This is a genomic window from Micromonospora sp. WMMD1274 (assembly GCF_049179035.1).
Lineage (GTDB): Bacteria > Actinomycetota > Actinomycetes > Mycobacteriales > Micromonosporaceae > Micromonospora > Micromonospora tulbaghiae.
On sequence record NZ_JBMHMG010000001.1, the window covers coordinates 1,177,401 to 1,189,718 of the forward strand.

The following is a 12,318-nucleotide window of genomic DNA, read 5'->3' on the forward strand; positions in this document are numbered from 1 at the left end:
AGCTCTCCCATCATTCCCCAGCCACATCTTCGGAGCACCTCCCGGAATGCCAAGTTGGTTTGCCTATGCATAGATGTGGCTGTTTCTCGTAACCTACGGAGCCTGAGCCGGCCTACACCGCGAAGCCACCCCCCTCAGCAACTTCTCATCAGAAAAATCATCAAGGACGGCAACCGATGGCCCGAATATGGTCCCGCCAGGAGGAATGCAGTCAGAAGGCACGCGACTCTTAATGAAGCGCTACAGGCAGCGATAGCACGCGCCTCGGCCGCAGGGGAACTCATATTAGTAACCGACAAGGCTGGAGATATTTTGGACTGGAGGTTGCCAGTCATCTTTTCGTAAATGCTCGCGGCAGCGAGCAAGCTCTGTGAAAAATGTGCACAGCGCACATCGTGCACAGCGGCGGTGTTGCCGATTTATTCTATTCTGGATCAAGGCACCGCGCTCCGCGCGGTGCGGGGCGGCAAGCCCGGCCGGCGGTAAGCAACAGCCGCCGGGACACGGCCCCCACAGTCGGATCTCAGCTCAGCGCGAGTTCGTCCGGGAAGCGCTCATGAAGCGCGGCGACGAGATGGCGTAGGCAGTCCTCAAGGCTGTGGCCATCGACTCTGAACGCCTCACCAGGGAGCCGCTGACCCGAGACCACCACCGTCCAGGGCTTGCGCTCCCGTTCGCCGTCAATCTTGACCATCGCGACCAGGCCCATCTCCCCCAGGTGCTCCAGCAGCTCCGGCACGCACTCATCCCACTTCATCCACGAATGGGATCACCAAGACCCGCTACGGAAGCCAGCGGGTCGGCCTGGTCGTACGTCAGGGCTACCGCTGCCGCGCCAGTCCAAACCCGGGACTGGCTTGCCACCGAGTCACCGGGTCACGGCACCAGCTCCACCGCCAGGACGTGCCCGACCCCTCCCCCACAGCCGCCGGCTCGACTCCGGAACCCGGGAGAGCCGGCCCGGAGACGGCCCACGACGGTACAGCGGCGCCACCCGAGACGACGATCAACTGACCCAGCACTCAGGCCGTCTCCAGGCCGTCAAACGCCACCCAACGATGACCAAGGCCAACCAACAGCACCGGACATAGAACCAGCTCAGAGCCTTGATCACGGCTCTGAGCTGGTGGGCGACGGACGAGTCGACCTGTACGCCGGATTCTGTGACCGGCGCGCCCGTAGGCGCACCGGCGGCGGCCATCCATCTCGGCCTGCCGTTGCCGGCAGGCTCCAGCGGCCTACCCGCAGACATCGGGCGGGCAGCCCTCAGGCGTCTGCGCGGGTCGTCATCTTGCGGTGACGGCCCTTTCTTGGCCTTGCTCCGGGTGGGGTTTACCGAGCCACCCCGGTCACCCGGGGTGCTGGTGGGCTCTTACCCCACCGTTTCACCCTTACCGTCCCGTTACGGGCCGGCGGTCTGTTTTCTGTGGCACTGTCCCGCGGGTCACCCCGGGTTGCCGTTAGCAACCACCCTGCCCTGTGGAGTCCGGACGTTCCTCGGCGACGGGCCGGAGCCCGTCGACGCGACCGCCCGGTCGACTCGTCCGTCGCGCCCTCATCCTAACGACGCACCCGCCGCGTTCATTTCCACCCCGGCCCGCCAGGGCGCGCCCACCATTTCGGGGAGGTGGCGGCATCAACCGGCGCTCGATACAGCCACTTCCCCGAGCTGGCGCGGAACCGGCCGGCCCGCAAGCCCGCCGGCCCCACCAGCCCGCCCGGCCACTACGCGGCCCGGGACCCGGACCGACTAGCCTCGGGGGACCATGGATCTCTCCGACGCCGCGCTCCTGGTCGCCGCCGGCCTCGCCGCGGGCACCGTCAACGCGGTGGCCGGCGGTGGCTCGCTGATCACGTTCCCGGCGATGATCGCCACCGGCCTGCCGCCGGTGGCGGCGAACGTCTCGAACTCCGTGTCGGTCTTTCCCGGGTACGTGGCGAGTGTGGCGGGCAGCCGGGTGGACCTGCCGCGCGGGCGGGAGCTGTGGTCGCTGCTGCCCACCGCCGTGCTCGGCACGATCGCCGGGTGCGCGCTGCTGCTGGCCACCCCGGCTCGGGCGTTCGAGCTGGTGGTGCCGTTCCTCGTGCTAGCCGCGACCGCCGTACTGGCGTTCCAGGGGCCGCTGCGTCGGCTGGTCGGCCATCCGGAGCGGCTGGGCGCGCGCCGCCGTACCGTCACGGTGCAGACCATGGTCGCGGTCGGCACCGTGTACGGCGGCTACTTCGGCGCGGCCCTCGGGGTGATGCTGGTGGCCGGGTTGGCGCTGGTGCTGGACGCGACGCTGGCCCGGGTGTCGGCGGTGAAGAACCTGCTCTCCGCAGTGGTGGGGCTGACCACGCTCGTGGTGTTCGCGCTGTTCGGCCCGGTGAACTGGGCGGCCGTCGCGGTGGTCGCGCCGGCCACCCTGTTCGGTGGGTACGCGGGCGCGCGGCTGGCCCGCCGGCTTCCGCAGGTGGTGCTGAAGACGGTGATCGTGGTGTTCGGCACCGCCATCGGGTTCTACCTGCTGTGGCGGGCGCTGACCTGACGCCGGCAGGCCGGAGCCGGGCCGGGGCCAGAGTCAGTCCCGGTCAGTACGCCTCCCCCACCGGCTCCTCCGGTGCGTGTTCGGCGCCGCGGGCGGCACGGTTCCAGATGACCCGTTCGCCGTAGCCGGCCGCCATCAGGTGGCCGAACGCGAGGTAGGCGAGCACACCGGCGGTGAGTACCCCGAAGCCGACCCAGAACGGCAGCGCCAGGCTGTGTTCGGCGAGCTTGCCGGAGATGATCGGCGCGGGCGCGGCGGCGCCCCAGCGGACCAGGTTGAACGCGCCGGTGGCGACGCGGCGGTCGGCGGAGCCGAGCCCGAGCGCCAGGTCGGTCAGGTTGGCGTTGGCGAGGCCCATGAACAGGCCGGCGACGACCAGGACGACGAGCGACATGGCGGTGCCGGTGGAGGTGGCGAACAGGACCATGCAGACCAGCAGGCCGAGCAGGGCGACGCCGACGGTCTGCACGGCGCCGATGCGGTGGGCGAGCCGGTGCCCGATGAGCAGGATGCCGGCGGCCAGGCCGAGGCCCCAGCCGGTGAACGCCAGGCCCAGCGGGATGACGTCGAGGCGCAGGAACAGCGGCGTGTAGCCGAGCACGACGAAGAAGACGAAGTTGTACGCGGCGGTGACCACGCAGAGCGTCACGAACGCGGGTCTGCGGTAGGTGGCGAAGATCTGGCCGACGCGTACCGGTGGTTGCTTGTGGGCGGGTTCGCGCAGCTTGCGGGCGGCGACGCCGAGCGCCAGCACCATGAACACGCCGCAGACGAAGAACGGCAGCCGCCAGCTCACCTCGCCGAGCAGGCCGCCGATCAGCGGGCCGACCGCGAAGCCGAGCCCCAGGGCGGTCTCGAACAGGCCGACCACCCACTCCCTGTCGTTGGCCAGGTTGACCAGCACCACCATGGCGGTGGCGAAGAACATCGCGTTGCCCAGGCCCCAGACGCCGCGCAGCACGGAGAGCTGCACGATGTCGTTGCTGAACGAGGCGAGGATGGCGGCCAGGCCGACCACGGAGACGCCGGTGACGAGCACCGGCTTGAACCCGAACCGCCCGCTGGCGAGCGTCGCCGGGATCATGCCGACGGCCATGACCGCGATGTACGCGGTGAAGAGCAGCTCGACCTGCCAGGCGGTGACGCCGATGGCCTCGCCGATGGCGGGCAGGATCGGGTCGACCACGGCGATGCCGGCGATGGCGAGGAACGCGACGAGCGTGGTGGCGTAGATGGCACTGCGGTTGGGCTCGGATCGGCGATCCACTCCGCAACCTCCCATATAGCTGTATCGTACAGGTACTTTTCTTGTATCATACAGCTATGAGCGAGGACGTCCACGCCGCCGAGGTCACCCTCGGCCGGATCGAAACCGAGGTCGCGCTGCTGATGCGCCTGGGCGAGGCCACCCGCCGGGGCACCGGCACGATGGAGCACCGGCTGCTCGACCGCGCCGCGTACGTGATCCTGCGGCACCTCGACGCCGCCGGCCCGCAGAACGTCTCGGCGCTGGCCGCGCGGCTGAACCTGGACGGCTCCACCGTCACCCGGCAGGTCTCCGCGCTCCAGCGCGACGGGCTGATCTCCCGTACCCCCGACCCGGCCGACGGGCGCGGCACGGTGATCTCCGCGACGGCGGCCGGACTCCAGCGGATGGCCGCCGTCCGGGCGGCCCGCACCCGGCTGTACGGCGACATCCTCGCCGCCTGGCCCGAGGCGGACCGGGAGACGCTGGCGGACATGTTGCACCGCCTCAACGAGGCGCTCGACGCGCGCAACCGCCGCCGCTGAGGCGCGTTGCGGGCCCCCGCCCGGCGGACGGGGGCCCGCCTCCCCTACGCCACCGGCTCGCGCGCGGAGTCCGCGTCGCGGTCGGCGCCGGGCGTGACGCGCGGGTCGCCCTCGTCGGCGAAGTAGTCGTCGGGCGTGGTGCCGTCCGGCCCGTCGGCCACCTTCGCGGCGCGCAGCACCAGCGTGAGCAGCGCGGCCACCACCAGGTTCACCAGCACCGCCACGATGCCCACGTAGATGGTCTTCGGCGTGTCGAAGCCGAACTTCTCCAGCGGGAACGCCGACCCGGCGAAGTGCTTCTTCCCGGTCGCCGGGTTGCCGATCTGGTACAGCATCCACATTCCCAGGCCCATGCCGGCCGCCCAGCCGGCGATCAGCGCACCCCTGTGGAACCAGCGGGTGTAGAGGCCCAGCGCCACCGCCGGCAGCGTCTGGAGGATGATCACGCCGCCGATGAGCTGGAGGTCGATGGAGAACTGCGGGTCCAGGAAGACGATGCAGGCCACCGCGCCGACCTTCACCACCAGCGAAGTGATCTTCGAGACGTTCGCCTCCTGCGCCGGGGTGGCGTCTCGCTTCAGGTACTCCTTGTAGATGTTGCGGGTGAACAGGTTCGCCGCCGCGATCGACATGATCGCCGCCGGGACCAGCGCGCCGATGCCGATGGCCGCGTACGCGACCCCGGCGAACCAGTCCGGGAACTGCTGGTCGAACAGCAGCGGCACCACCGTGTTGCCGTCGGTCGTGCCCTCCTTCGCACCGGGCAGCGGCTTCACGTTCGCCGCGATGGCCATGTAGCCGAGCAGCGCGATCAACCCGAGCAGCAGGCTGTACGCGGGCAGCGCGGACATGTTCCGCTTGATCACGTCGCGGTTCCGGCTGGCCAGCACGCCGGTGATGCTGTGCGGGTAGAGGAACAGCGCCAGCGCCGAGCCGAACGCCAGCGTCACGTACTGGATCTGGTTGTTCTGGTTGAGCAGGATGCCGTCGCCGGGCGCGGGTGACGCCTGGAACTTCGCGTCGGCGGCGTCGAAGATGGCGCCCCAGCCGCCGAGCTTGTACGGCAGCCAGATCACCGCGACCAGGATCACGATGTAGATCAGCGAGTCCTTGACGAACGCGATCAGCGCCGGCGCGCGCAGCCCGGACTGATAGGTGTACGCGGCCAGGATCGCGAACGCGATGATGATCGGCAGGTGCCGGGCCAGCGCGCTGTCCCCGGTCACGCCCATGGTCTTGAGCACCGCCTCGATGCCGACCAGCTGCAGCGCGATGTACGGCATGGTGGCGACGATGCCAGTGATCGCGACCAGCAGCGCCAGGATCGGCGAGCCGAACCGGTTGCGGACGAAGTCGGCGGGCGTGACGAACCCGTGCCGGTGCGAGACCGACCAGAGCCGGCACAGCACCAGGAACACCAGCGGGTAGATGACGATCGTGTACGGCACCGCGAAGAAGCCCGCCGCGCCGGCCCCGAAGATCAGCGCCGGGACCGCCACGAACGTGTACGCGGTGTAGAGGTCACCGCCGACCAGGAACCAGGTGATCCAGCCGCCGAAGCTGCGACCGCCCAGACCCCACTCGTCCAGGTGGGCCATGTCGGTCGGCCTGCGCCACCGGGCCGCCACGAAACCCATGGCGCTGACCAGCAGGAACAGCAGTGTGAAGACGATGATCTCGGTGAGGTGGTCCCGCCACATCAGTGGTCACCCCGCTTCTTGGTCATCTGGTAGACCAGCGTGGTGGTGCCGACGCCCAGCAGGATCCAGGCCAGTTGCAGCCAGTAGAAACGCGGGAACCCGAACAGCCGGGGCGAGTCGGCGTTGAACAGTGCCGGGATCAGCGGCACCACGATCGGGATGAAGAGCAACCAGTTCCAGGGACTCTTGTCCTTCGCCCTGGATCGCGCCGTGTCGAGCGCCTCCGGTTCCGGTGCGGACATGTGACACCCCTCCGGGCATTCGTAGCGGGCCATGTGACGGCCGGAGGCTACGACCCTGTGACGGGGGTCACGTCCGATCGGGTGATGTCGATGCGCCGAACGGCCGCCGGCATGCGCCGAGCGGCCGTCAGACGTCCGTGAGGTGCGAGGTGTCGTTGACCGAGCGGACCGCGACGCCGCCGTCCGGGTACAGGTCCAGCACCGAGATGCCCGCCGTGTCCAGGTAGAGCCGGTGCAGGAACGCGTCGCCGGCGGCGAGCGCGTCGCGCAGCACCAGCTTGATCGGCGAGACGTGGGAGACCACCACGACCGTCTCCCCCGGGTACGCCGACCGCAGCCGGTCGACCGCCCGCCCGGTCCGCTCGGCGACTGTCACGAACGACTCGCCCTTCGGCGGCGCGACCCGGGTGGAGGCGAGCCAGGCGTCCAGCTCGGCCGCCCAGCCCTCGCGTACCTCGGCGAACGTGTGCCCCTCCCACACCCCGAAGTCGCACTCGATCAGGTCGTCGTCGGTGCGTACCGGCGGGTTGCCGACCTGCGCGGCGACCGCCTCGGCGGTGGCCGCACACCGGGACAGCGGGGAACTGACGACGGCGGCGACGGACGGCGCCAGCGCGGCCACCCGGGCGGCGGTGGCCCGGGCCTGGGCCCGGCCGCGCTCGGTGAGCGGCACGTCGCCCCGGCCGGAGTAGCGCTTCTGCACGGTGCGTTCGGTCTCGCCGTGCCGCACCAGGATCAGCCGGGTGGCCTCCTCGGTCGGGCGCGGCTCCCAGGAGGCGGGCGTGGTGGCCGGGTCGGTGCCGGTGGCCCGGACGACCGTCGCCTCCCGCGCCGCGGCCTTCCCGGCGCCGGCCGGTGCCGCATCGGACGCGGCGGCGTCCATCGCGGCGTTGGCCAGGGCGTCGGCGTGGCGGTTGCGCTCCCGCGGCACCCAGGTGAACCGTACGGCGGTGAAGCGGCTGACCAGCCCGGCCGCTTGGGCGGCGAGCGGACGCAGTCCGGGGTGCTTGATCTGCCAGCGGCCGCACATCTGCTCGACCACCAGCTTGGAGTCCATCCGCGCCTCGACCTCGGCCGCGCCCAGCTCGGCGGCGGCCTCCAGCCCGGCGATCAGGCCCCGGTACTCGGCCACGTTGTTCGTCGCCGTACCGATCGACTCCGACCGCTCGGCCAGCACCTCGCCGGTCTCCGGATCCCGGACCACGGCGCCGTAGCCGGCCGGACCGGGGTTGCCCCGGGAGCCGCCGTCGGCCTCGATCACGACCGCGCGCACCGCCACGGCGGCTACAGTCCCGACTCGTTGGTCCGGACCATGATCCGCCGGCACTCCTCGCAGCGGACCACGTCGTCCGGGTCCGCCTTGCGGATGCGCGCCAGGTCGGCGCCGGACATCTCCAGCCGGCAGCCGCCGCAGCGGCCCCCGGTGAGCAGCGCGGCGCCCATGCCGGTGTCCTCGCGGATCTTGTCGTAGAGGCCGATCAGGTCCGCCGGGAGGTCACCGGCGAGCGGCTGGCGGGCCGTGCGCTTGAACTCCTCCTCCTTGGCGATCTCCGCCAGGGTCTCGTCGCGGCGCTGCTCGGTCGCGGCGCGGCGCTCGCGGGCCTCGGCGATCCGGCTCTCGACGCCGTCGAGCACGCCCTGCGCGGTCTCCCGCTGCTCCATCAGCTCCAGCTCGGCGTCCTCCAGGTCGCTCTGCCGGCGGTTCAGCGACACCAGCTCGTGCTGGATCGCCTCCAGCTCCCGGGCCGGGCCGCTGCCCGAGGCCAGCCGGGCCTCGTCCTTGCTCTTGCGCGCCCGCACCTGGTCGACGTCCTTCTCGATCCGCGCGATGTCGCGGTCCAGGTCGTCGACCGCCACCTGGGCGCGGACCCGCTCGTCCTCCAGCGCGGACAGCTCACGCGCCAGCGCCTCCAGCTCGGCGCGCTCCGGCAGGGTGCGGCGGCGGTGCGCGAGCTGGGCCAGCGCGGTGTCGATCGCCTGGAGGTCGAGCAGGCGGCGCTGCACCTTCGGGTCAGCCTTCACGTCGGGGCTCCTTGTCGTCCGGCCGGGGCGCGGCGGCGTGCACGGTCCACGGGTCGGTGTCCAGGTCGGACACCACGGTCTCGACGTCCAGCTCGGCGGCCAGGTAGGCGGCCAGGTCGTCCAGCCAGGGTCGCTCCGTCGCCCAGTGGGCGGCGTCCAGCAGCGCCGGGCCACCGGCGGCGAGGTGTTCCCCGGCCGGGTGGTGGCGCAGGTCCGCGGTGAGGAACGCGTCCACCCCGGCCGCGGTCGCCTCGGCGAGGAAGCCGTCCCCCGAGCCGCCGCTGACGGCGAGGGTACGAACCATACGCCCGGGATCCCCGGCGGCGCGAACTCCCCAGGCGGTGACCGGGAGCACGGCGGCGGCCAGCCGGGTCAGCTCGGCGAGCGTCATCGGGGTGGGCAGCTCGCCGATGCGGCCGATGCCCCGGCCGGGACCGGCGGCGGGCGAGCCGGGGCGGGGCGGGTGCAGCGGGCGCAGCCCGGTCAGCCCGAACCGGGCGGCGAGCGCGTCGGACACCCCCGGGTCGGCCACGTCGGCGTTGGTGTGGGCCACGTGCAGCGCGACATCCGCCTTGATCAACCGGTGCACGATCCGGCCCTTGTACGTGGTGGCGGCCACCGAGGAGACGCCGCGCAGCAGCAGCGGGTGGTGCGCGACGATCATGTCCGCGCCGGCGTCGAGCGCCTCGTCCACGGTCTCCGGGACCACGTCCACCACGCAGGCGACCCGGCGCACCGGGTGGCCGGGCTCGCCCAGCACCAGGCCGACGCGGTCCCACTCCTCAGCCCAGGCGGGCGGATAGCGACGGTCCAGGGCGGCCACGACGTCGGCGACGGTTGTGCTCACGGGCGGCCAGCTTACCGGCGTCCGGGCCGGTACACGCCGACCGCCGCCGGGCGCGGCCCCCGGCGTCCGCCGGGGGCCGTGGCCATCGCGGGTCAGCCGACCGGGGCGACCGGCCGGTCCGCGCCGCGCAGGGCGGCCAGGCCGGCGTCCCAGGGGAAGGCGTCCGCGCGCCGCTCCCCCGTGCCGGGCGGGTGCAGGCGTACGACGTGGTCGCCGAAGACCACCCGGACGCCCCACTGCCCCAGCCGGTCGAGGCTGGCCCGGAACGCCGGGTGCGCGGCCATCGCCTCGTTCGTGTACGGCACGGCAGCGATCGGCACCCCCATTCCCTGCGCCTCGACCAGCAGGCCGAGCGCCAGGGTGTCGGTGATGCCGACCGCCCACTTGTTGATCGTGTTGACGGTGGCCGGGCACACCAGCAGGGCGTCGGCCGGGGGCAGCACGTCCGGGTCACCCGGGTTCTTGTAGTGCGTACGGACCGGATGGCCGGTCTGCCGGGCCAGCTCCGTCCGGTCGACGAACTTCGCGCCGTCCGGCGTGGTGACCACGCAGACCGTCCAGCCCTCCCGCTGGGCGAGGTCGACCAGCCGGCCGACGTGACGGGCCAGCGGCGAACCGCAGGCGATGACGTAGAGCACCCGCCGGTGCCCGTTGGCGGTCTCCGGACCGCTCATACTCCGACTCCCATGTGCTCAGCCAACTCCGCGATCGGCGGAGGCGGCGCACCACGTGTGCGACGGAGAATCTCGGACATCAGTTCGTGCGCTATCGGCCGGCACCGGATCTCGGAGGGCGCGAGCCGGTCGCCGCGCAGCAGCATGTCCCCGGCGTTGGCGACGTCACCGATCTGGGAGTAGCCCCGGGCCAGGTCGAGCAGGTGGTGCGCGCGCCGCTCCGGCAGCAGCGCGTTGAACGCGGGCTCGGCCAGCCGCATGTGGGTCTCCACCGCCCGGCCGCCGTCGCCCAGCTCGACCGCCGCCGCCGCGCGGTGCAACTCCAGGTTGGTCGGGCCGAACGAGGTCCAGTAGTGGTTGTGGTCGCCGCCGAGCAGCTTGGCCGCCTCGTCGGCGCCGGCGAGCAGGTCGTCAACGGTCGCCGAGTCGCCGATCCGGGCGGCGGCCATCGCGCCCTGGAGCAGCAGCATGCCGTACACGGAGAGCCGTTCCGGCTTGACGTCGTTGTCGCCGCCGGGCGCGAGCCGGCCCGCGATGCGGACGTTCAGCTCCAGCGCCGGGCGGGGGCGGCCCATCGCGACGAGCGCGTTGCACACCCTGGTGGTGGCGATGCCGGCCAGCAGCGGGTCGTCGGCCCGCTGGGCCACCGCCATCGACCGGTCGGCGGCGAGCCAGGCGAGGTCGCACTCGCCGAGCTTGCGCAGCACGGAGGAGGCGATCTGGTAGACCTGCCCGAGCAGGTGGGCGGCCTCGCGTACCTGGTCGTCGGCGGCGTAGCCGGCGTCCGCCGCCTGGGCGTCGCGCAGCAGCTTGGGCAGCGCGCGGGTGAGCATGCCGTACCGGCCGTACTGGTAGGTGAGCCAGGCGTGGTTCACGGCCTTGCGCATGTCGGCCAGCGGCGGGGGGTAGGGCGCCGCGTCGAAGTAGGCGCTCATCGAGTCGTACCGCTCCAGGGCGGTGCGGATCTCCTCCACCTCGACCTGGTCGATGCAGTTGAGCGCGTCGGCACGCCGTTCCGGGTCCTTGCCGTGCAGCAGCTGCACGTCGATCTGGAGGATGTCGGCGATCTCGTAGAGCACGGAGAACTTGTCCAGCCGGCGGACGCCGCGCTCCACCTTGTCCACCCAGCTCTTGGACTTGCCGAGCCGGTCGGCGAAGACCTGCTGGGACATCTTGCGGCGGCTCCGCCAGTACGCCACCCGCCGGCCTATGGGCAGTTCGTCCATTCCCGCTCCCTCCCCCTCACGGCGCCGGCCGGTCCCCCACGTCCCTCAGGCTCGCGCCGATCGCACAGGTTGTGCGTCCACCGTCCAGCCAGTTCTCGTAGTTTTCGTGCAAGTTGCACCGACCGTTAGTCACCTCAACGAGCGTGGGTTACGGCAGTGACGGCTTTCGACGTGTGGCTTGTGGACGGTCTCGGCCCGTGGACGGTCCGGCTGACGGACGGTCCCGGCGGGACCAGAGGGGGGACGGCAGACATGTGGAGGAACGTCCGACCGCGCGTCGCACACCTGTCACCGCTGGAACGTGTCCGGCTACGCCGGATCGCGGTGCGGTACGCGCTGCACGGCTGGCCGGTCACCCCCGGCGCCTGCCTGGCCAACAGCCGCTTCGTCTGCGGCCGGGCCGGCTGTCCCACGGTGGGCTGCCACCCGGCGCTGGAGGACTGGGAGCACGCCGCCAGCGCCGACCCGGCCCGGGTGGCCACCTGGTGGCGCAGCCGCCCGCACGGCATCCTGCTGCCCACCGGCCGCGCCTTCGACGTCCTCGAGGTGGCCGCCCACCTGGGCCGGCAGGTCCTGGACGCGGTCGCCACGCATCCCGCCGGCTTCGGCGTACGCGGACCCGCGCTGGTCACCCCGACCGGCCGCTGGATGTTCCTGGTCCGTCCCGGCGACCCGCTGCGGCCCGAGCTGGAGCACTGCTTCCACGTGGTACGCCACGGACCCGGCTCGTGGATCCCCGCCCCGCCGACCCGGCTGCCCGAGGGGACGGTGCGCTGGGCGGTCGCCCCGGAGCAGGCCCGCTGGCAGCTTCCCGACTCCTACCTGGTGCAGAACGCGCTGATCGCCGCGTTACGGGCGGCCGGGGTGACGCTCGGCGCCGACCTGTTCCCCGGCCATCTCCCGCTGCCCCGCCGGGGCCGCTGACCTCCCGGCACCCGGCCGGAGCTGCTGCGGCGGCGCCCCCCGATGCCGAGGGTCCTCCTGGTCACGGCGGGTCCGGTGACCCGGACGGGTGGCCGACAGCGACCTCCCCGGCACCGGACTCGTTGTCCCTGGCGAAGGCGCGTGTGCGCCAGAGCGGGGGTTTGACCATGTCCAGGGACGACGCTGCCCGCCACACCGGCGGTACCGAGCCGGCGCGGCCCCGCCGCCGCGTGCACCCGTGGGCCTTCACCCGGCCGCTGGGCGTACGCCCCGGCCGCCCCCGCCCCACCGGCTCCCGCCCCGCCATCCTCCACCGCCCTCTCCGCTGACCCCCTCCCCGCCCGCCCCACCCCGCCCGTCCCCG

The 12,318-nt window shown here is 72.2% G+C and carries 12 protein-coding genes and 1 other RNA gene; 3 read left to right on the forward strand and 10 right to left on the reverse strand.

Going from position 1 to position 12,318, the window contains the following annotated elements:
• Positions 1 to 523: 523 nt before the first annotated feature.
• Positions 524 to 739, reverse strand: coding sequence for a hypothetical protein (locus tag ACN27D_RS04950; protein ID WP_231921457.1), 216 nt, complete (start codon positions 737 to 739; stop codon positions 524 to 526).
• Between the two features lie 395 nt (positions 740 to 1,134).
• Positions 1,135 to 1,543, reverse strand: an RNA gene (gene rnpB / locus ACN27D_RS04955) — RNase P RNA component class A.
• 223 nt (positions 1,544 to 1,766) lie between these two features.
• Between rnpB and ACN27D_RS04960 the strand changes: the two genes are divergently transcribed.
• Positions 1,767 to 2,528 (forward strand): sulfite exporter TauE/SafE family protein, encoded by a 762-nt coding sequence (locus ACN27D_RS04960; protein ID WP_358172497.1) that lies wholly within the window; start codon positions 1,767 to 1,769, stop codon positions 2,526 to 2,528.
• 43 nt (positions 2,529 to 2,571) lie between these two features.
• Here the strand turns inward: ACN27D_RS04960 and ACN27D_RS04965 are convergent, their stop codons facing one another.
• The gene (locus tag ACN27D_RS04965; RefSeq protein WP_358172495.1) at positions 2,572 to 3,795 is read right to left on the reverse strand and encodes an MFS transporter; all 1,224 of its coding nucleotides are present in this window, start codon (positions 3,793 to 3,795) and stop codon (positions 2,572 to 2,574) included.
• A gap of 56 nt (positions 3,796 to 3,851) precedes the next feature.
• On the opposite strand from ACN27D_RS04965, the gene ACN27D_RS04970 reads away from it, so the two are divergent.
• Positions 3,852 to 4,319, forward strand: a complete 468-nt coding sequence (locus tag ACN27D_RS04970) for a MarR family winged helix-turn-helix transcriptional regulator (RefSeq protein WP_121683530.1) — start codon at positions 3,852 to 3,854, stop codon at positions 4,317 to 4,319.
• Between the two features lie 44 nt (positions 4,320 to 4,363).
• Here ACN27D_RS04970 and mctP read toward each other — a convergent pair whose 3' ends face one another.
• The 7 genes from mctP to ACN27D_RS05005 all read right to left on the reverse strand — a co-directional run bounded on the left by mctP (position 4,364) and on the right by ACN27D_RS05005 (position 11,030).
• On the reverse strand, positions 4,364 to 6,019 hold the full coding sequence (mctP, locus tag ACN27D_RS04975; protein ID WP_120568678.1) for a monocarboxylate uptake permease MctP: 1,656 nt from the start codon (positions 6,017 to 6,019) through the stop codon (positions 4,364 to 4,366).
• Positions 6,019 to 6,261 carry a DUF3311 domain-containing protein gene (locus ACN27D_RS04980; protein ID WP_013475661.1) on the reverse strand — a complete coding sequence of 81 codons (243 nt, stop codon included), beginning with the start codon at positions 6,259 to 6,261 and terminating at the stop codon, positions 6,019 to 6,021. The genes mctP and ACN27D_RS04980 overlap by 1 nt, the downstream gene beginning before the upstream one ends.
• A gap of 127 nt (positions 6,262 to 6,388) precedes the next feature.
• Positions 6,389 to 7,540, reverse strand: a complete 1,152-nt coding sequence (locus ACN27D_RS04985) for a bifunctional RNase H/acid phosphatase (RefSeq protein WP_421498615.1) — start codon at positions 7,538 to 7,540, stop codon at positions 6,389 to 6,391.
• 5 nt (positions 7,541 to 7,545) lie between these two features.
• Complete coding sequence (locus ACN27D_RS04990) at positions 7,546 to 8,283, reverse strand: zinc ribbon domain-containing protein (RefSeq protein ID WP_120568675.1); 738 nt, start codon at positions 8,281 to 8,283, stop codon at positions 7,546 to 7,548.
• A complete protein-coding gene (locus ACN27D_RS04995; protein ID WP_334461551.1) occupies positions 8,273 to 9,130 on the reverse strand; it encodes a Nif3-like dinuclear metal center hexameric protein in 858 nt (285 codons plus the stop codon). The genes ACN27D_RS04990 and ACN27D_RS04995 overlap by 11 nt, the downstream gene beginning before the upstream one ends.
• A 92-nt stretch (positions 9,131 to 9,222) precedes the next feature.
• A complete protein-coding gene (locus tag ACN27D_RS05000) occupies positions 9,223 to 9,804 on the reverse strand; it encodes a flavoprotein (RefSeq protein ID WP_334461549.1) in 582 nt (193 codons plus the stop codon).
• Entirely contained in the window at positions 9,801 to 11,030 is a 1,230-nt protein-coding gene (locus tag ACN27D_RS05005) for a helix-turn-helix domain-containing protein (RefSeq protein WP_421498616.1), read from the reverse strand. The genes ACN27D_RS05000 and ACN27D_RS05005 overlap by 4 nt, the downstream gene beginning before the upstream one ends.
• 252 nt (positions 11,031 to 11,282) lie before the next feature.
• Here ACN27D_RS05005 and ACN27D_RS05010 point away from each other — a divergent pair, with 252 nt between their 5' ends.
• A complete protein-coding gene (locus ACN27D_RS05010; protein WP_120568671.1) occupies positions 11,283 to 11,954 on the forward strand; it encodes a bifunctional DNA primase/polymerase in 672 nt (223 codons plus the stop codon).
• Positions 11,955 to 12,318: the final 364 nt, after the last annotated feature.

What these genes read in the sequence shown, in the direction of transcription:
- ACN27D_RS05005 (WP_421498616.1), bottom strand. Translation starts at nt 11,030, where the DNA reads ATGGACGAACTGCCCATAGGCCGGCGGGTGGCGTACTGGCGGAGCCGC.
- ACN27D_RS04980 (WP_013475661.1), bottom strand. Translation starts at nt 6,261, where the DNA reads ATGTCCGCACCGGAACCGGAGGCGCTCGACACGGCGCGATCCAGGGCG.
- ACN27D_RS05010 (WP_120568671.1), top strand. Translation starts at nt 11,283, where the DNA reads ATGTGGAGGAACGTCCGACCGCGCGTCGCACACCTGTCACCGCTGGAA.
- mctP (WP_120568678.1), bottom strand. Translation starts at nt 6,019, where the DNA reads ATGTGGCGGGACCACCTCACCGAGATCATCGTCTTCACACTGCTGTTC.
- ACN27D_RS04960 (WP_358172497.1), top strand. Translation starts at nt 1,767, where the DNA reads ATGGATCTCTCCGACGCCGCGCTCCTGGTCGCCGCCGGCCTCGCCGCG.
- ACN27D_RS05000 (WP_334461549.1), bottom strand. Translation starts at nt 9,804, where the DNA reads ATGAGCGGTCCGGAGACCGCCAACGGGCACCGGCGGGTGCTCTACGTC.
- ACN27D_RS04970 (WP_121683530.1), top strand. Translation starts at nt 3,852, where the DNA reads ATGAGCGAGGACGTCCACGCCGCCGAGGTCACCCTCGGCCGGATCGAA.